General features: G+C 58.9%; 17 protein-coding genes. 11 read left to right on the top strand and 6 right to left on the bottom strand.

The features are described from left to right. Positions 1-161: 161 nt before the first annotated feature. Both FH975_RS11840 and FH975_RS11835 read right to left on the bottom strand, forming a co-directional pair. Complete coding sequence (locus FH975_RS11840; protein WP_162321501.1) at positions 162-1,013, bottom strand: hypothetical protein; 852 nt, start codon at positions 1,011-1,013, stop codon at positions 162-164. 843 nt (positions 1,014-1,856) lie between these two features. After that, complete coding sequence (locus FH975_RS11835; RefSeq protein ID WP_162321500.1) at positions 1,857-2,777, bottom strand: DMT family transporter; 921 nt, start codon at positions 2,775-2,777, stop codon at positions 1,857-1,859. An 84-nt stretch (positions 2,778-2,861) separates the two neighbouring features. Between FH975_RS11835 and FH975_RS11830 the strand changes: the two genes are divergently transcribed. Next, positions 2,862-3,779: a LysR family transcriptional regulator gene (locus FH975_RS11830; protein ID WP_162321499.1), complete on the top strand. Its 918-nt coding sequence runs from the start codon at positions 2,862-2,864 to the stop codon at positions 3,777-3,779. Between the two features lie 215 nt (positions 3,780-3,994). Here the strand turns inward: FH975_RS11830 and FH975_RS11825 are convergent, their stop codons facing one another. Beyond that, entirely contained in the window at positions 3,995-4,318 is a 324-nt protein-coding gene (locus FH975_RS11825) for a FitA-like ribbon-helix-helix domain-containing protein (RefSeq protein WP_202923215.1), read from the bottom strand. Positions 4,319-4,381: 63 nt separating this feature from the next. Here FH975_RS11825 and FH975_RS11820 point away from each other — a divergent pair, with 63 nt between their 5' ends. Next, a complete protein-coding gene (locus FH975_RS11820) occupies positions 4,382-4,708 on the top strand; it encodes a hypothetical protein (protein WP_162321498.1) in 327 nt (108 codons plus the stop codon). A 248-nt stretch (positions 4,709-4,956) separates the two neighbouring features. After that, positions 4,957-5,256, top strand: coding sequence for a hypothetical protein (locus FH975_RS11815; protein ID WP_162321497.1), 300 nt, complete (start codon positions 4,957-4,959; stop codon positions 5,254-5,256). A gap of 133 nt (positions 5,257-5,389) precedes the next feature. On the opposite strand, the gene FH975_RS11810 is transcribed toward FH975_RS11815, so the two are convergent. Beyond that, positions 5,390-6,079 (bottom strand): hypothetical protein, encoded by a 690-nt coding sequence (locus FH975_RS11810; protein ID WP_162321496.1) that lies wholly within the window; start codon positions 6,077-6,079, stop codon positions 5,390-5,392. A gap of 121 nt (positions 6,080-6,200) precedes the next feature. After that, complete coding sequence (locus FH975_RS11805; protein ID WP_235928687.1) at positions 6,201-6,782, bottom strand: TetR/AcrR family transcriptional regulator; 582 nt, start codon at positions 6,780-6,782, stop codon at positions 6,201-6,203. Positions 6,783-6,869: 87 nt separating this feature from the next. Between FH975_RS11805 and FH975_RS11800 the strand changes: the two genes are divergently transcribed. From FH975_RS11800 to FH975_RS11780, 5 genes are all read left to right on the top strand, one after another. Then, positions 6,870-8,081: an MFS transporter gene (locus FH975_RS11800; protein WP_162321495.1), complete on the top strand. Its 1,212-nt coding sequence runs from the start codon at positions 6,870-6,872 to the stop codon at positions 8,079-8,081. 201 nt (positions 8,082-8,282) lie between these two features. Continuing rightward, the gene (locus tag FH975_RS11795) at positions 8,283-9,794 is read left to right on the top strand and encodes a flavin monoamine oxidase family protein (RefSeq protein ID WP_162321494.1); all 1,512 of its coding nucleotides are present in this window, start codon (positions 8,283-8,285) and stop codon (positions 9,792-9,794) included. A 19-nt stretch (positions 9,795-9,813) separates the two neighbouring features. Further along, on the top strand, positions 9,814-11,529 hold the full coding sequence (locus FH975_RS11790; protein WP_162321493.1) for an amidase: 1,716 nt from the start codon (positions 9,814-9,816) through the stop codon (positions 11,527-11,529). A 148-nt stretch (positions 11,530-11,677) separates the two neighbouring features. Further along, on the top strand, positions 11,678-13,288 hold the full coding sequence (locus FH975_RS11785) for an amidohydrolase (RefSeq protein WP_235928686.1): 1,611 nt from the start codon (positions 11,678-11,680) through the stop codon (positions 13,286-13,288). Positions 13,289-13,298: 10 nt separating this feature from the next. Beyond that, positions 13,299-14,657: an APC family permease gene (locus FH975_RS11780; protein ID WP_162321491.1), complete on the top strand. Its 1,359-nt coding sequence runs from the start codon at positions 13,299-13,301 to the stop codon at positions 14,655-14,657. Positions 14,658-14,771: 114 nt separating this feature from the next. Here the strand turns inward: FH975_RS11780 and FH975_RS11775 are convergent, their stop codons facing one another. Then, positions 14,772-16,187, bottom strand: coding sequence for an aspartate aminotransferase family protein (locus FH975_RS11775; RefSeq protein ID WP_162321490.1), 1,416 nt, complete (start codon positions 16,185-16,187; stop codon positions 14,772-14,774). Between the two features lie 193 nt (positions 16,188-16,380). On the opposite strand from FH975_RS11775, the gene FH975_RS11770 reads away from it, so the two are divergent. From FH975_RS11770 to FH975_RS11760, 3 genes are all read left to right on the top strand, one after another. After that, on the top strand, positions 16,381-17,811 hold the full coding sequence (locus FH975_RS11770; protein ID WP_162321489.1) for a gamma-aminobutyraldehyde dehydrogenase: 1,431 nt from the start codon (positions 16,381-16,383) through the stop codon (positions 17,809-17,811). A 132-nt stretch (positions 17,812-17,943) separates the two neighbouring features. After that, positions 17,944-18,813: a carbon-nitrogen hydrolase family protein gene (locus tag FH975_RS11765; protein WP_162321488.1), complete on the top strand. Its 870-nt coding sequence runs from the start codon at positions 17,944-17,946 to the stop codon at positions 18,811-18,813. 39 nt (positions 18,814-18,852) lie between these two features. Continuing rightward, the gene (locus FH975_RS11760) at positions 18,853-19,323 is read left to right on the top strand and encodes an Lrp/AsnC family transcriptional regulator (RefSeq protein WP_153077764.1); all 471 of its coding nucleotides are present in this window, start codon (positions 18,853-18,855) and stop codon (positions 19,321-19,323) included. Positions 19,324-19,380 lie beyond the last annotated feature (57 nt).

Genomic DNA, 19,380 nt, shown 5'->3' with positions numbered 1-19,380 from the left:
ATTTACTCCCGATCCGGGGCATTGGCTCCAGCTCTTTTGGATAGGGCACGGCGTTCTCTTGACTGTCCTCGGCTTCATCGTATGGACCCGCAAGCGGTGAAACATCCTAAGTACCGACTGCCTGACGCATGACCGTAGAAGAGGACCAAACTGAAGGCGAGTCAGTCGTCCAAGCGTTCGTACCTACGTCCTGGGACTGGGGTGGCTACGCCCTCGTCGTTGGGGAATGTCCGTCGCGGCTTCACGATGAGGCGGGATCCGTCTCGGGAGAAGAACCCTAGGCGTGTGAGGAACTCGTAGGTGTCACATACGTTCAGACCCTGGTCGCGAACCTCAAAGCGGATGTGGAAACTCTCATTCATAGGGTCGAAAGGGACGCCCTCGCGGAGCAAGCCATCAGAGGACCACTCGCGGGTCCAAACGATGCCGCGCTCCTCGTGTGGAGGCACCACTGTGAAGGGCATGGTTCCTTCACGGAAGTCGGGAAACTTTCCGCCGGTGGTGTCCAGGATGTCCACGCGCGCCACGGCGTCCGAGACGTTCTCGAAAGCCAAGTGCACACTGAACTTGAAACGATACTTCTCCTCGCGCGGCAGCTCGAGCTTTTCGGTGACCGCTTTCCACGCACCTAGGTTCCCTCCCGAACTCCTTGTATCGCGACGCATCCAGAGAAAGAAGTGTCTCCCAGGTGGTGTTTGGTCTGTCGGCGAGGCTTTCGCCAATACGACGGGGGCGAGAGCGTCTAGCTGGGCCTGCACGAGCAGGCGATGGGAGCGGTCAGCCTCGGCGCGTTGACTCTCCGACGTTGCTTTGGCCACCTCCGCATCCTGGTGTGCGACCTCCAGCGCCTTCCGCGCGTTCTCCACCTGGTCCTGGGAGGCTTCGGCCTGTTTTTTAGTCCAGTTCGCTGCTCTGTACGCAAAGAACGCAGCCACGCTTGCGACCCCTGCTGTGAACAGGGTGCTGCCGGCCATGATCCAGTTGGGCACGCCCTCTGCCCAGACATCCACCATGTATGCACCCTACCTACAGATGATCCTGGAGACCTTTGGTTGGCAGAGGAGTCTGGTCCATAGCCTTGCAGTCCAAGGGTTAGACGCCTGAGTTCGGACTGCTCGGACGCTAGGATTCAGAGACGCCCACTGAGGTTCACGACCTCGCGGCGGCGGCGAATTTATCCGATGGCACTGAGCAGGGTTGGTAGGTGCAAATTCCGCTGCAACGGAGAAGGCTTCCAGCCTGGGAACTCTTGGATAAAGCCCCCCTTGTCCTGGCACTCCGCGCTCCAACCCTTGTCCTGGACAGGCACCTGCGTCCAGTTGAGACGCTCACCCGTTTCGCTGTGCACCGGCCAAGTATAAAAAGAGAGGAAGTCTTCATCCTCCCCCCTGAACGGGGCGTCCTCCCCCACGGGAAGGACCACCCAATCGATTCTTAGATTCTGAGCATTCTCGATATCAGGCTTCCTGAGCCACTTTGCGAACAGGCGCTCTGCGGAGATTTCACTGGACGTGTAATCGTCTGAAATAGGATCCCCCTTGAGCTCCCACGAGAGCTCAAGGGCAACCTTCTCTTGGTTTGGGCCACCTGACAGCTTGCTGGTAAGGTTCAGGAGTTTTTCACGGCATCCTCATAGCGTCGTCTTGGCTTCGTCGAGCAGCGTCGCTACGAGTCCAAGTGTGGACTCGAGGGGACCCCACCCAAGATACATGGAGCGCTTGAGTCGTACTGCTGCTCGTTTGGAAACCACAGGACGTCCTCGAGGGTGAGGGAAGCAGATTTTCAAGCGGTGAAGCCGGTCAGGGACAAAATTGCAACCCGAGGATCTATTCTCGTTTGTGCAGTCGCAGTCGTGGTCAGCGGATCTCGTTCCTCGGGTAGCGTCTGGATTTCCATTGTGCGACGCCGACACCGAGAAGCGAGATGGCACCGCCGATGATCGCCAGGCTTGGTGGTAGTTCATGGAGGAAGAGTGCTGACATGACGACGACGATGGCGGGTACGGTGAGGGCGAACGACGCCACTCGTCCTGCGGGGAAGCGTGTCATCGCGTAACCCCAGAACCAGAAAGCAAGTGCCGTGGGGCCAACGCCTAAGTAGAGCGCTGCGATGAGGGTGGTCGAGGACGCCACTGAGACTTCCTGGATTGTCTGCCCGAGGAAAGGAAGCAGTGAGACAGTGCCGGCCACGCAGCCAAGCCAGGTAGCAGTCAACGGGCTGGTTTCTCGCAGTGCGAGCTTCTGCACCAGTGTGCCTCCAGCGAAGAGAAATGCTGCAAGAAGGGCCAGCAGAATTCCCGAGGCCGCTAGCGCTTCAGTGCCTCCAGCGGCGGTGATGAGTCCTATGCCCATCAGGGAGATCGCCATGCCGGTGAGGAGGCGTCGGGATATGCGTTCGTTGAAGAACAAGCCTGCCCCGATCGCCACGAGTAACGGGTTCACGTTAACGATGAGTGACACCGTTCCAGCGTCGGCGAAGTGATGTGCCCAGTTGAACGCGACCGTGTAGAGGGCGAACCAGAGGATTCCATAGCCGGTTGCGAAGAGCAACGCGCGTCGGTTGGGTAAGAACAAGGAAGCGCGGCGTGAGAGCGCGAGTAGACCAGTGAGGACCACAACCCCCGCCAAAAGGCGCAGAAGTGCCAACGGCAGCGGGGAGAGCTCGGGAGCAATCCCACGAGCCAGTACGAAGGCAGATGCCCACATGATCACCGTTCCGATAATCGCACCAACGGCCAAAATCTGGGTGGGCGCTGGGTTCTTCGTCAGTTGGGTCATGGAACCCAATCCTGCGCGACTTGATAATTCAGCACAAGCGAATATTTCTAACTAATCACGTAGTAGAACTGTACAATGTGTGGTGTGCTTGATCTTCATCGATTGCGAATTTTCCGGGCGGTCCTTGCAGAGGGAACTGTCAATGGTGCGGCAGCAAACTTGGGCTACACGTCTTCGGCCATCAGCCAGCAGCTTCAGACTCTTCAGCGCGAGACGGGTGTTGTGTTGCTGGAACGCACCGGACGCAGGGTTGCCCCCACTGCAGCGGGAGAACTCCTCGCGCAGAAAGCTGAAGGGCTGCTTGCTCACGCTGCTGAAGTTGAGGAATATGTCGCAGAGCTCAAGCGTGGCCGGACCGGAACACTCACCCTGGCTCATATTGCGTCTGTGGGGCTGACGTGGATTCCTGCCATCGCTTCGGCACTTGCTGAACAGTTCCCACATCTGAGTCTGCATCTTCGTTTGTGGGAATCTCTGCAGACCTCCGGCGCTAAAGCTGATGTCGAAATATACGTTGACTATGCAGGAGTCCGAGAACTGCCGGATTATCACTCCATGACGCTCCTGGATGATCCCTATGTCGCAGTCGTACCTGCACAGCACTGGGCAGCAGAAAAGGACGAACTGGCGCTCAAAGACCTACGGGAAGAGGCATGGGTCGACAACGACATGACCCAGGGCATCTGCCGACAGATCCTATTGGACGCTTGTGCTGCCCAGGGGTACAGTCCGGCGTTCCGCCTTGAAACCCATGACTATGCTTCCGCCGTGGCATTTGTGCAGACGGGAAGCGGCATCACAGTGCTGCCCAAGCTCGGCTTTGAAAGTGCTCGCAGCCAGCCCGGAAGCGTAGCGATGATTCCGATTGCCAACCCCACTCCCACCAGAACGCTCGCTGTGCGTTACAAGAAAATCTTGACTGGTCAACCATCTGTCAAGCACCTGCTCGAGCTCCTCAGGCTCATGGCTGCTGAGTCTCAGCCGCCGTCCCAAGACATTTGAGAGCCCCTACGATCATGGATCGGGAACCAAATTCATCAGGATGGGTGTGGATGCAATTCCACGGGCGGGCTCAGAGCGCGGGCAGCAGACCCAATCCAGGGGAAACGAAACACATGGAGACTGAAATTGCGTTCAGACGTTCCAAGGGTCAACGAGTTCCAGACCGACACCGGTGAAGTCTCTGACGTTCCGCGCCGGGCGAGAAGGCCTCCTGTTTACTCTTCGGCGGCGACGTCATCGAACGGCAAGATCGCCTGATTCTGAGGATATGACTCAAGGTCTACGTTGAGTGCCGTGGTCAGTGCGGACTTGCGCTCGCCGTCCAACAGGCGCGCAATTCTGCGAGGCACCGGGAGTCCTTCGACTCCGCCGGTCTCCTGAGCTGCGTACATCAGCGTTAATCCGACGTGAGGCCGGCGCGCTGCCTGGGTGAGAATGTGGCGGACTTCAGCCGCCATGGAGAGGTCGTGATCCTTAGCCTGAGCGTCGAGTTGTTTCTTGACGGATTCTTCAAGACCGCGGACGACGAGCGATGCCATCGAGACCACCTCCTCGTGGGATAGCACAAAGGACATCGAGCTTAGGCGAGGTGGTGGTTTCGATTGTTATCTGAACACCATGCTTCGTCTCACGAAGCCTCCGGACTGGCCCAGGGATCGGCGCAAGTCCCGGACTTCACCTTCGACCTCGACGAGGGCTACGCTCTGACCATTTACTGTATCGGCGAGACCACACTAGAGGTGAGCATTGATGGGGAACCCGTTGACATCGGCACGTTCCAGTGCAAGAACGGTATGACAACTATGGCTCGAAATGCACCAGACATCACGCCCAACGAGAGTGACATCCTCGTGAGTACTGACGATGAAGACTCTTACTGGCTCGCGACGGTGACCGGAGCCACGGAGCAGTACCGGGCCGTGACCTGATGAATACTAAGTCCTGAAGAATCCGCACTAAGGCAGTGAGTCGCGCAACGCGTGCCACCTGTTAGCCCCTCTCTCCGTATGTGTCGGTGGCAGAGCTGCGCTCAGCCCAACAAACCCTTGTGTTCAGCTGAATGTCGTGTGAGGGTGATTTGACTGGGTTCTGCACGTTTTGGACCTCAGTTCGTAGAGACTCTGAGACGCCAGAGAGAGAGGGGGTGAACGTGGAGCTACGGCCGGATTGGAAGTCCATGCCAAGCATCCTTGGCTTTGTATTCTCTGTTCTCGGGATTTCCTTGTCCCTTGGGATCTCAGGTGACTACGCCGATTGGGAGGAGGCCCTTGACGACGGCGCACGGGACGCTGAAGTTCTAGCGCTGGCCGAGCAAGCGGATCCCGCAGATAATTGGGAGCTGGTCGAGGCAGCGCGTGCGCTTGGATACACCGCCAACCACGAGGGGGTGATCATGTTCGACGACCCCATCGTGGAGATCATCGATGGTCGCACCTACGTCACAGAAAGTGTAGTGATTCTTCCTGACAGTGAATAGGGTCGCATTTCAACACCCTTTTTCGCACCGTCTTCGCTATCACCCCCTAGGGGCAACCTCTTGAACATCAGCTCGCCCATCATTTGAAGGTCGATGAACGCGGCAAGCCAGACGCTGAAACGGGTTTTGAGGCTTACTCGCCTTCCCAGGGCTCTGAATCAGCCGGATCCCCAGAGTTGCAGTCCGGGTCCGGGTTCTCCCATTCAGCGCGCAGCTGGGATCGTTCCCACTCAGAGTCATATACATCCTGATCTGACAGCGACGGAACTCGCACCAGACTGCTGGTTTCGAGTCCCTCCCAGCAGGCGTGGAACTCACCGAATTGATCCCACTGGTAGATCTCAATGAAGTCAGGATGGCACTCAGGATCCGGCAGGGGCTCACCCTCTTCCCAATCCGCCGGCCACCCCGCTGGGTGGTGTCCTGCGTTCTCCTCCAATGCGGCTTGGTCTGTGCACTGGATCAGCACTTCGTTTTCCGGGCAGAACAAGGCGAGGGCGTCGTCGTCGTAGACGGTGTCAGGATGTACCCATATGTCGTTTCGCTCTGCGACACAGTCCGGCATCTCCACCCCTGCTGCAAGGTGGTCTTCTGAAAGAGGCTCTGTGTCGCGTTCGTGCGGGTCCACAGAGGCGGTAACGGACTGGCTGGTATCAGAGTCACTGGTTTCGTCGTCGGGCTCCGGTGGCTCTTCAGCTGTCACGGAGGCGCCGGCGCTCCGGGTGGGATCTGGCGCAGCCTCGGAGTTGCTCTGAGAAGGACTACAGGCTGTCAGAGCCAGGACGGCTACCGCTGCGGCGCTGGCGATGGTGCGGAGGTTCATGGTGGCACTGCCTTTCGGGAGTGTCGACGTACGTTCGAATCCTTCACGTGGTGGATCCAGGTTCGCCCACCTTTCTAGGATGAGCCTTGAGCGTTCTGTCATCTGCTTGGGCGCCGCGGCCCTACAAGAGGAGACGTTCAGCAAGTTGTCGCGCGGTGGCGAGTAAGTCGTTGTTGCCCTCGATGCCGCGGTGGGCAACGGCCCCCTCCAGTAATAGGAAGAAGTGCTCCGCCAGCGCCTCGGGGTCAACGGCATCGGTACAGTCGGCACGAACGAGTTCCACCAGGCGTCCACGCATAGCCTGTTTGTGCGCCCGAATCACGCGGTAGGCCGGATGGCCTGTGGGTAGCTCGCCGGCGGCGTTGAGGAACGCGCACCCACGGTGAGAGTCCAGTTCGTCATCGGCATAAGCATCGAATACGGCAAGCACCCGCGGTGACGAAGCCTCTGCAATCCGCTCTTCCAGGCGCTGCCACCACTCCTGATGACGGGCCTGAAGGTAGACCGCGACGAGCACGTCCTTGGAGCCGAACCGGTCATAGAGGGTGCGCTTGGTGATGCCCGATTCCCTGGCGATGCTGTCCACCCCCACCGCATGTATGCCGTGGCGGTAGAACAGGTCGGAGGCGACCTCCAGGATCCGCTGCGCGCCGGGGGTCAGTTCGGGCACGCGAATCTCTTCCATAGCCTCTGTGCTCGTCATCAGCATCGCTCCTCGACAGGTAACTTCACTGATCAGTATACTAGCGCTCGATGAGCAAGTTCACAGATCTGTAAAGTTGGGGAGTGTATGAGCGAGCGGTTGGCTACATTGGGAGCCGATGAGTCGGGGCTTCTGAGCAGGCGCGGAATGTTCTGGTTGACCGGGGCGGGGCTGTCGCTGATCGCGGTCTGCTATGGGCTAGCACGGTTCGCCTACGGGTTGTTCCTACCGGTGTTCCGTGCCGAATTTGGCCTTGATGCAGCGACGGCCGGGGCGATTGCATCGGGAGCTTACGCCTCCTACTGTGTCGCCATCGTCGCCTCGACGATGATGACCCCGCGCTACGGCGGCCGCGCTTTGGCGGTCGCGGCCGGGGGGATCGCCAGCGCGGGGACACTCATGATCGCCGCCGCCCCCAATGCCCTCGTGCTCGCGGTAGGGGTGGTGTTGGCGGGGGCGAGTACTGGGCTCGCCTCACCGCCGTTGGCCCACGCCGTCGCGCACACGGTAGCTGCGACGCAAAGGAACCGGGCGCAGACGGTCATCAACGCCGGTACCGGTCTCGGAGTCGCAATCGCCGGCCCCATCGCGCTGCTTACCCTTGAGCACTGGCGTACCGCCTGGCTGGTCTTCTCGATCCTGTGCGCTCTGGTCACCGTCTGGGCAGCGATCGCCGTACCGATCGCCTCCGCACAGGCCGGTGGGGACCGGGGACTGCGGCATGTGCTCCCACATCCGTTGCTCCCGGCAGAAAGCGGGAGGCTGATAGCTGCCGCTGCGATGATGGGCATCGCCAGTGCAGCGGTATGGACGTTCGGGCGAGACATCCTGGTGACCGAGGGCCAGCTGAGCGAGCATGCCTCGACCATTGCGTGGATAGTTCTGGGAGTTTTCGGGATAGCTGGTGCAGTGACCGGCGATCTCGCCGGTCGTTTCGGGATCGCGAGATCGTGGACGGTGATCATGCTCACCATGGCTGCAGCGACCGCTCTCATGGCCCTGTTCCCCGGGAACATCCCTACCGCGTGGATGGCCTCAGCGGTCTTCGGTGCGGCCTACATCGGCGGGACCGGGCTGCTCCTCATCTGGGGGACTCGTGCCTACGTCGAGACCCCTGCCTCGGGCGTTGGGCTCGCATTCCTGGTGATCGCACTCGGACAAGCAGCTGCTGCCCCAGTCATTGGTGCCGTTGCAGAAGTAACCAGTTCAAAGACCGCTTTCATCACTGCGGCATTGATGGCCGTTATTGGATGTCTCATCCGCCCGCAAGTCACCGTGTCCACCCGCGGCCGTCTGTAAAGCAACCCGCGTACTCAAACTACTCAGACATGCGCGGACCGCGTGCCGGGACCAGGAAACTGTCCTTCATACTCGGGGGACGATGTCGTAGACATAAAACCGGTGCGATTATACGGATAATCTCGCCACATAAGTACCTTTCGGCAACTAAATCCGTCGCTGCTATGACATAGAGCCGCTGATTACGTATATCCTGGAGGCATGGTTGGAAAACGAACAATCGGAAGCGCAGATCCTCTTCAATGTGATGTAGTCATTGTTGGAGCCGGCCCGGCGGGGCTGATGGCAGCGCGCTGCCTGCAGCAGCAAGGCCTCAAGGTTGTTGTGCTGGAGGCGCGGGAGCGCGTCGGGGGGCGGACATGGTCCGATACAGTTGATGGAGCGTTTTTGGAGATCGGGGGACAGTGGGTGTCCCCTGATCAAACCGAGTTGTTGGGTCTCCTCGACACACTTGGCATGAGAACGTTTGCGCGCCACCGTGAGGGCTCAAGTGTCTACATCGCTCCTGACGGTGAACGCCATGTCTACGAGGGTGACGACTTCCCTGTGTCGGCGCAGACACTCTCCGAAATCGACCACATGACGAAAACACTCGATGAGCTGGCAGAGCAACTCAATCCCGCAGCACCCTGGGACCATCCCCGTGCCCGGGAGCTGGACACGATTTCCTTCCACCAGTGGCTGAGGGAGCAGTCCTCTGACGAATTAGCCTGCCGAATGATCGGACTCTTCATCGCCGGCGGAATGCTCACCAAACCGGCCCACGCCTTCTCTGCACTTCAAGCTGTTCTGATGGCGGCTTCAGCTGGCTCCTTCTCCAACCTCACCGAAGAGGACTTCATCCTCGACCGCCGTGTGATCGGAGGGATGCAGTCGGTTTCCGAAAGACTTGCCCACGAACTTGGTGAGGGAGTCGTTCACCTCAACACACCGGTCCGTGCTATTCGCACTAGTGGGACCAACCTGAGTCGTGAGGGTCACCAGGACACAGCGAGCGGCCACGCACCGGCCGTGACCATCTGGTCTGATCGGCTGACCGTCGAGTCTGGGCAGGCGGTCATCGCAGTTCCCCCGAACCTCTACGGTTCAATCGAGTTTGAGCCACCCCTGCCCCGGATGCAGCACCAAATGCATCAACACCAGTCAATGGGTCTTGTCATCAAAGTGCATGCGGTCTATCCCACTCCCTTCTGGCGCACCAATGGATTATCGGGCACCGCATTTGGACCCGAAGAGATCTGCCAAGAGGTTTATGACAACACCAACCACGACGACGAGCGAGGCACTTTGGTCGCCTTCATAAGCGACGAGACAGCCGATGCGATGTTCGCTCTCTCCGAATCAGAGCGTCGGGAAGAGATTCTCGGGTCGCTGGCACGATACCTCGGAGAAGAGGCGCGCCACCCGGAGGTCTACTATGAGTCCGACTTCGCCTCCGAAGAATGGACCCGCGGAGCATATGCTGCCAGTTTCGACTTGGGCGGGCTGCATCGATACGGACCATTTCAACGTGATCCAGTGGGTCCCTTGCACTGGGCGTGTTCCGATATCGCGGCCGAGGGATATCAGCACGTCGATGGTGCACTTCGTCAGGGCCGGCGGGCTGCAGAGGAGATCCTAGCTCTCACCACCGATGCAGCCACGGCAGCACCAACCCCAAAGCATGAGACCAGAGGGGCATCCGAAGGACCTTCGTCCCGAGAGGTCCACTAGACGTAGAGGAGGCGGGGAGATGGTCGATGTTGTCGAGGCAACTATTTCTGAACTGCGGGCGGCTCTCCAGAAGGGAAACACGACCAGCGAAGAGCTGGTAGGGCAATACTTGCGCCGCATTGAGGCCTATGATCGGAACGGCATTTGCCTGAACTCTGTCATCGTGGATAACCCAGATGCGTTGGAGGAGGCGAGAGCTTCAGATAGCCGACGGCGCCGAAATGAGGCGCTGGGTCCGCTCGACGGTATCCCCTATACGGCCAAGAACAGCTTTAAGGCCCGTGGTCTGACCGTCGCGGCAGGCTCCCCTGCCTTTGCGAATCTTGTAGCGCAGCAGGATTCCTTTGTCATTGAGAAACTCAGGGCGTCAGGAGCCGTGCTGCTGGGGCTCTCCAATATGCCGCCGATGGCCAATGGTGGGATGCAACGCGGACTCTACGGACGTGCTGAGAGTCCCTATAACGGTGAATACCTGACGTCGGCTTTCGCCTCCGGATCTTCTAATGGATCTGGAACTGCAACAGCAGCGAGCTTCGCAGCATTCGGGCTGGGGGAGGAAACCTGGTCCTCTGGGCGAGCACCCGCGTCTCACAATGCTCTTTGCGCATACACACCATCGCGCGGGGTGATCTCTGTGCGGGGCAACTGGCCTCTCGTGCCCACGATGGACGTCGTGGTGCCGCACACTCGGACCATGGAGGACCTGCTCGAAGTTCTAGATGTGATTGTCGAGGATGATTGCTCCGCCCGTGGTGATCTCTGGCGGACCCAGCCGTGGGTTTCCCTCCCCCGTGCTTCCCAGGTGCGCCCGCGAAGTTACCCGGATTTGCGCCCCATCAGTGTGGAGGCTGCCCAGGGTGTCCTCTCAGGACTTCGATTGGGGGTGCCGCGAATGTATATCGGAAGAGACTCAGAGGCCGGCACGGGAGGAGCTCCCCTGGGCATCGGTGGCCCAACTGGGCAGGCCATTGAAGTGCGACCCTCAGTTCTTGACCTGTGGGAGAGAGCCCGGGAAGACTTAGAACGTGCGGGCGCCGTGGTCGTCGAGACCGACTTTCCGGCGGTTTCCCAGTACGAGGGTGACAGGCCTGGAATGCCCACCATTGCCACTCGAGGTCTCCTCGACCCGGCATTTCTAAAACATGAGTTGCTCGACCTCTCCGCATGGGCTTGGGATGACTTCCTGGCCGCCAATGGTGACCCCACCCTGAGTCGCCTCAAAGACGTAGACGCAACACAGATTTTTCCGGCACCTGAGGGAGCTCTTCCTGATCGGTATACCGGCTTCGACGATGACATCGCCGCCTACCCTGAATTCATGAGAGGGAAGGAGCAACTTCCCTTGAGCGCCATCCCATATCTGGCAGAAGGATTGCGTGGGTTGGAAAGGACTCGTGTGCTCGACCTCGAGGACTGGATGGATACTCTCGGACTCGATGCGGTGGTCTTCCCGGCGATGGCTGATATCGCACCAGCGGACGCGGACCACAATCCCGATTCTGCCGACATCGCATGGCGCAACGGGGTGTGGGTGGCCAACGGAAACTTGGTGATTCGGCACCTTGGGATTCCTACAGTCACCGTGCCTATGGGAACGCTTCGGGACATTGAAATGCCGGTGGGTTTGACCTTCGCAGGTCGGGCCTACGACGACACCCACCTCCTTCGCATTGGGGCCGCATTCGAACAGACGGGAAGGCGAAGGACTGAACCCGCGCGCACCCCGCGGTTTTAGGCCTGTGTCTGATCAAAAAACGCATCATTCACCCGACAACTACGATTTGCATGTAAAAAGTTTGTTTCCACTACTGATAACGCAGCATAAATAGATGTAGGGTGTCGATATGGTAGACATAATCCTCCATAGCGCACGTATTCGTCCTATGACTGAATCGGTTGGAGCGGAGTATATTGCTGCAACAGCGGTTGCTGTCATGGATGGACGGATCGTCTCTGTCGGTACGGATGAGGAGACCCTGGCACTGGCGCAGAGCACGACGCACGTGATCGACGCCGCTGGGGCAGTGCTGACCCCCGGCCTCATCGACTCCCACATGCACCCCGTTTGGGGCACAGAGCTGACTACCGGGATTGACCTAGGGGGCCTGACCACGCTCGACCAAGTGCGCGATGCGCTCGCCGCTTATTCTCGGGAACTTCCTCCTGGCGTCTGGATCCGCGGATGGAATCTTGACTACAAAGCACTTGAGGCCACAGGAATTCGCGGTGACCTCTTCGACACCGCTGTGGCAGGCCGACCCGTGGCGCTCGTCTTCTACGACCTGCACACGGGTTTGGCCAATGCCGCCGCGTTGGAGGCCGTCGGCATCAACGGTGGTGAGACCTTCACAGACGCAAGTGAAATCGTCGTCGGCGCAGATGGGCAGCCAACTGGCGAGTTGCGAGAGATTCCGGCCTATATGAGGGTATTGGACGCCGCCCCTGTGGAAGGGGGAGAGAGCCTGCCGGAGCGGGTGCAGCAGACCCTGTTGGCAAGCGCCGCCAGCGGTGTCACCAGTGCGGCGGTCATGGACGGACGGGCTGCGACGCTGCAGACGCTCGACGCCGTGGAGCAGCTTCCCGGGGGGTTGCCGGTACGCCTCCATCTCGGTCTCTGGCACCAGCCTGGAGACGACGACGCCGCTGTCGAGGAACGCATACGCCTGCGGGGGAGATGCGGCCGTGAGTATCCCGGTGGCCCTCGCTACCAGGTCAGCATGATCAAGATGTTCATTGACGGCGTCATCGATAACGGGACTGCTTGGCTGCATGAGCCTGATACTGAGGGGGATTCATCTAGTCCCTTCTGGCACTCCGTGGCGCGTTATGAGGAGGTATGCCGGGCCTACCACCGTGCTGGCTATCAGCTTGCCACGCACTCTTGTGGCGATGCTGGAGTAGCCCAAGCCGTCTCCATCTACCGCTCCTTGGATGGTCCCAGTGGTCCTGCGCACTCGCTCAGTGGCGCCCCACATCGAATTGAACATCTTGAGACGCTGACTGACCAGGATGTTGCCGCACTGGCCGACACTGGTGTTGTGGCTTCCATGCAGCCCTTGCACATGCAGTGGCGCGAAGGCGACAATTCGGATTCCTTTGCCGTCCGCCTCGGCCCCGAACGGGTTGCACATGCTTTCCGAGTGAAAGACATTGTGGATGCGGGAGGTCGCGCCGTCCTCGGCTCCGACTGGCCCGTCGCGCAACAGGATGCCCGGGTAGGTATGGCTTGGGCCAGACTGCGCCGGGAACCCGGAGATCCTGGAGCATCTGTCTTTGAACCCCACCAGCGTTTGAGCGGTCACGAGACGCTCCTTGCCTATACGCGGTGGGCTGCCGAGGCCCTAGGCCATGCGGACCTCGGCTTCATTGCGCCAGGAGCCATCGCGGACCTGACGCTGTGGGAGGAGGACCCCCTGACGGCGGATGCAGATCAACTAGTCAACGTACCTGTGCGGCTCACCATGCTCGGTGGCGCGCCCATCCATCACTCATAAGGAGACACTCTTGACCACGACCCAAACGCCGACGCGGGCCCCCGCAGGCCTAAAACGCACCCTAGGGCTCCCCGCGGCGGTGTTCTTCGGACTCGCCTATATGGTGCCGCTGACAGTATTCACTACATACGGCATCGTCACTCAGGTCACAGCCGGTCACCTGCCTATGGCTTATCTGTTCACGCTCGCTGCGATGATTGTCACTGCACTGGCGTACGCCAATATGGTGAAGGCGTTCCCCATCGCGGGTTCGGCATACACCTACACACAACAGTCCTTCGGCTCGGGGATCGGCTTTATGGCTGGTTGGGCCCTGCTGCTCGACTATCTGTTCCTTCCCATGATCAACTTCATGGTTATTGGTCTGTATCTGAACGCCGCGCTGCCGGATCTTCCCGTTTGGGCCATCATTATCGCTGCCATTGTTTTAGTCACCGCAATGAACATCCTTGGCATCAAGGTCGCTGCCAGTATGAACAGTGTGCTGGTGAGCATCCAGGTTGTCTTCATCGTGGTCTTCGCTGTAATGAGCTTCGTGACATTTAGTGGTTACGCTGAAACCATTAGTCCGTTCGAGCCGTTCATGAACGCTGACTTCCAATTCACAGCTATTGCGGCTGGGGCAGCGATTCTCTGCCTTTCGTTCCTCGGTTTTGATGCTGTCTCGACGCTCTCAGAGGAGACTCGGAATCCGCGCACGACCATTCCGCGGGCAATTGTGATCTGCACACTTACCGCGGGCGCACTGTTCGTCTTCCTGTCCTGGGTTGGCCACATGGTGTTCCCCAATTACGAAAGCTTTACAGATCCCGATACGGCGGCTGTTGATGTGATGACTCAGGCTGGTGGCGCCTTCTTGGCAGCCTTCTTTACAGCTGCATATGTCTCGGGTTGTATCGCCTCGGCAATTGCCTCCCAGGTTTCAGTTTCGCGAATTCTCTTCTCTATGGGGCGCGACGGTGTGCTGCCTCGAAAGATCTTTGGTGTGCTCCACAAGCGGTTCCGGACGCCGTATGTGGCGGCGCTCATCGTAGGAGGCGTTTCGCTTCTGGCGCTGGTGTTCCCGCTGGGACTGGCTTCTTCGATGATCAGTTTCGGGGCATTGATTGCGTTCAGCTTCGTGAATTTGAGCGTACTCAAGCACTACGCGATCGATCAGAAGCGGTACGTCGGGTACGACGCGGTGAAGTATGTGGTGCTTCCGGTTCTCGGGGTGGGGCTCTGCCTCTGGCTATGGACCTCTCTCACCGCGGAAACCTTCATGGTGGGCTTCGGATGGGTTGCCATCGGCCTCCTCTGGTTGATCGTACTAACCAGAGGTTTCCGCCGCTCGGCACCTACTCTGGACATGCAGGAGGTCACTTCCTAGGGAGTGAGATTTTGGGCGAGGATCTACGAAGCCCTAGCCAGTGGGTAATCCATTGGCTAGGGCTTCGCTTCGATCCCCTCAATGCCGGCGAGGTTTCTGTCGCGGGGCGTGCCCCTAGATGAGAGTCCACGCTTCGGTGAGAACGCTGCGGAGGATCTGCTCAATCTCTTCAAAGTCAGATGGTCCGGCGATGAGCGGTGGGCTGAGCTGAATGACTGGATCGCCACGATCATCGGCGCGGCAGTACAGGCCCTCTTCGAGGAGTTTCTTGGAGATGAAGCCATAGAGGATCCGCTCCGCCTCCTCAGCATTAAAGCTCTCTCGTGTGGTCTTGTCCTTGACCAATTCGACGCCGTAGAAATATCCCTCGCCTCGAACGTCACCCACAATTGGGAGGTCAAGGAGCTTTTCCAGAGTGTGGCGGAAGGCTCCACTGTTCTCATTGACGTGCTCGAGGACTCTCTCCTCCTCCATGAGTTGAAGGTTCTTCAACGCGACGGCCGTGGACATTGGATGCCCTCCGAAGGTATAGCCGTGTCCGAACATTTCACCAGGCTGCAAGAACGGTTCCATGATCGTGTCGGAGGCCAGGACGGCACCCAGCGGAGCGTAGCCGGAGGTGATGCCCTTGGCGGTAGTGATCATGTCTGGCTGGTAGCCGAATTGGTCTGCACCGAACATTTGTCCCAGGCGTCCGAAGGCACATATGACTTCATCGGATACCAAGAGAACGTCATATTCATCGCAGATCTCCCGTACTCGTTGAAAGTAGCCTGGCGGGGGAGGAAAACAGCCGCCGGCGTTCTGTACAGGTTCCAGGAAGACAGCGGCCACGGTGTCGGGCCCTTGTGCCTCGATGGTCAACGCGATCTGATCGGCGGCCCAGCGGCCGAATCGTTCGAGGCTCTGCTGGTCCGTGACATCCAAGGCTCCCGCTGTAATCTCCGAGGCGCGGTAAGCGTTGGTGTTGCTTACGTGGAAGGTACTCGGTAGCAGCGGTTCGAAGTCCTGCTTCAATCCCGCGATCCCAGTGATTGAGAGGGCACCTTGAGTTGTTCCATGGTATGCCGTCGCACGGCTGATGACCTTGTGCTTATTGGGCTTTCCCGTGAGTTTGAAGTACTTCTTGGCCAGTTTCCACGCGGTTTCAACTGACTCACTGCCGCTATTGGTGAAGAAAACGCGGTTCAGGTTTCCAGGTGCCGCTGACGCGAGTCGTTCGGCAAGTTCAATAGCCGGAGGATGAGCATATGACCACAGGGGCATGAATTCCAGTTGGGACATCTGCGCCGCTGCGGCCTCGGCCAGTTCATGCCGACCGTGACCCAGTTGCGAGGTGAAGAGGCCCGCCAGACCGTCGATATACCGCTTACCCTGCGCGTCCCACAGGTGCAGACCTTCACCACGAATCATAATCGGCACGTCTGCCTCGGCGTAGGTGCTGTGGTCGGTGAAATGCAGCCAGAGGTGTTCTTTCGCGGCGGACTGCAACCGATTGTGTTCAGTGGGCGTCAGGGAATGTTGAGTCATTGCACCATCCTGCACCCTAAAGTCATGTTATTCAAGAGAATCGCTCGCCAAACTCGGTTGCAGGCACTGAATCAGTGTTGAAACTATAAAGATATAGAGCAATCCGCACTTTTTGGGTAGCCTGAGAGGCGATGAGCTGGGTTGCAGCAGAGGTCCGGCCTGGATGAAGCAAACAACGGGAAGCGAGCCAACTATGGGACATACACAGTTCTTCAACGTTATCGACGGTAAGAAAGTTTCTGCCGCTACAGGCGAAACCTATGACGTCATCGAACCTCATACCGGAAAGGTCTACGCCCAAGCCCCGCTGTCCGGTACTAAGGACATCGATGCTGCCTATGCTGCGGCCGAACGTGCTTTCACGTCCTGGAAGCGCACCACACCGAAGGAGCGCGGCGAAGCTCTCCTCAAGATTGCCGACGCCCTAGAAGCTCGCTTCGATGAGTTTGTTGATGCGGAGTGCCAAGACACGGGCAAGCCCAGACATTTGACCGCCTCGGAGGAGATGCCGGTCAATATTGACCACTTCAGGTTCTTCGCCGGCGCCGGTCGCATCCTTGAAGGCAAGTCCGCCGGTGAGTATATGGAAGATCACACATCGTTCGTGCGCCGCGAACCAGTCGGGGTCGTCGGTCAGGTGACTCCCTGGAACTACCCGCTGCCAATGCTGATCTGGAAAGTTGCTCCCGCGCTGGCTGCTGGAAATACGATCGTCCTGAAGCCCAGTGATACCACGCCGGCGACCTCCACCCTCTTCGCAGAACTCTGCGCCGAGATCCTGCCACCGGGCGTCTTCAATGTCGTCTGCGGTGATCGCGACACAGGTCGTAGTCTGGTTTCCCACCAGACACCTGCGATGGTGGCAATTACCGGCTCGGTCCGTGCTGGCATGCAGGTGGCCGAGGCCGCCTCCCACGACGTGAAGAAAGTCCACTTGGAGCTCGGTGGCAAGGCGCCGGTGATCGTCCACGACGACGCCGATATCGACTCAGCCGCTGAGGGAATCGCCGCCGCAGGCTACTTCAATGCCGGTCAGGACTGCACCGCTGCGACCCGTGTACTCGTTCACCACTCCATTCACGACGAGTTCCTCGCTGCACTCAAGAAGCAGGCGGAAAACACCACTGTGGGAGGTCCTGGTGACGACAATGCCGACATGTGTCCCCTGAACAACGCTGATCAGCTCGCCAAAGTCTCCGCTAAGGTCGATGCCCGGCCCGCGCACGCGGAGCTCATCACCGGGGGTCACAGGATCGGAGATGCCGGATACTTCTACGCGCCAACGATTCTCGCTGGCCTCAAACAGGATGACGAACTCATCCAGGAAGAAGTCTTTGGTCCAGTCATCACGGTTCAGAGCTTCACCAGCGAGGAGGAGGCACTAGAGATGGCAAACGACGTCAAGTACGGTCTCGCCTCCAGCGTGTGGACCAGCAACCATGGGCGTGCGATGCGAGCGTCGAAGGAGCTTGATTTCGGCTGCGTCTGGATAAACACCCACATTCCGTACCTCTCGGAGATGCCGCACGGCGGGTTCAGGCACTCCGGCTACGGCAAGGACCTCTCCATGTATGGGCTCGAGGATTACACCCGCATCAAGCACGTCATGAGTTTCATCGGCTAAAACCTCCTCGGTCTGTTTGGACCCCTCATGGCTTCAACTGCTGACGATTAGAAGGAATCAAGTGATGTACACACACAGGCACGCTCGCACGTGCCCTCGGGGACATAGTTTTCTCATCTTCTCGGATTCACGATGAACGGCGTCAAGATAGCTGTAGCTCAGCGCAAAGCGATTAGCGTAGGACGCTCTTTGGAAGAATTTCAGGTCGATGTTCGTCGCACAGCATTGGAGAACTCAGAAGCGGAGTTGCTGGTGTACCCGGAGCTTCACCTCTTCGGAGGTCTCGGAGCCAGTGCCCACGAAGATCGAGAAATCTTGGAGCGGCATGCGTGGGGTGAAGGGGATGACCGCTATCAGCAGCTGGGCGCGATAGCAGCGGAAAACGGCATTTGGCTCGTACCGGGAAGCGTCTGTGAGCGAGCTCCTACCGGTGAGGTTTTCAACACCGCGCTCGTGTTCTCTCCGGACGGTTCTCTGGTCGCTAGTTATCGGAAAATTTTTCCATGGTTTCCCTACGAAGATTGGTGCACTCCGGGCACGTCGTTCCAGACCTTCGAAGGACCTCGTGGCATTCGCATGGGACTGTCGATCTGTTATGACGCGTGGTTCCCCGAATTAAGCCGGCATCTGGCCTGGATGGGCGCGGAAGTGGTGCTGAACATAGTCAAGACGACAACGCCGGACAGAGCACAGGAGCTTGTGTTGGCGCGGGCCAGCTCAATCGTCAACCAGATCTACACGGTAAGCGTCAACTGCGCCGGCCCAGAGGGTGAAGGTCAGAGCATTGCGGTCGACCCAGAAGGGCATGTGTTGACGGAAGTTCAGGACGGTCGGGTGTGTACCTTGCTGTGCGAAGTCAGCTCTGAGGTGGTCAGCCGAGTCCGCCACCACGGCACCGCGGGGACGAATAGGCCTTGGAAACAATTTCGGGAAGGCGATGCCCCGCTCCAGTTGCCGCTCTACAATGGCGTGATCACTCCCGAAAATTGGCGCGTTCCCTAAGCCGACTTCCGTCAATAGCTACTGTGAAAGACTCATCCCATGGCCAAGAAAAAGACGACAGCGGCAGAGCTCGACGATGTTTCCAAGTCCATCATCGAACAGCTCCAGCAGGATGGCCGCAGATCTTTTGCCTCGATCGGGAAAGCAGTGGGGCTCTCTGAAGCTGCCGTGAGGCAGCGCGTGCACCGATTGCTGGATCTGGGAGTGATGCAGATCGTGGCGGTGACAAATCCCCTCGAACTTGGCTTCCCGCGACAGGCGATGATCGGTATCAAGGTTGAGGGCCCGCTGGAGCCGGTGGCCGAAGTCCTAGAAAGCTTTGGCGAGGTGGATTATGTGGTCATTACCGCAGGCACCTTCGATGTGCTCGTCGAAGTCGTCTGTGAGGACGACGAACACCTGTTGGAGATCATCTCTCAGAGGATTCGTGCAATTGATGGAGTGGTCGGTACAGAGACATTCATGTACCTGAGTCTGCGCAAACAAACTTACGCCTGGGGAGTGCGCTGATATCGGCGTCGATCAGTGCATTGCACCTAAGGTGTGAGCACCCAGCAGGAGAGGATT

Origin of the sequence: Nesterenkonia haasae (assembly GCF_010119385.1) — a bacterium.
In the GTDB taxonomy this organism is placed as follows: Bacteria; Actinomycetota; Actinomycetes; order Actinomycetales; family Micrococcaceae; genus Nesterenkonia; species Nesterenkonia haasae.
This window is presented reverse-complemented; position numbering and strand designations above follow the sequence as displayed.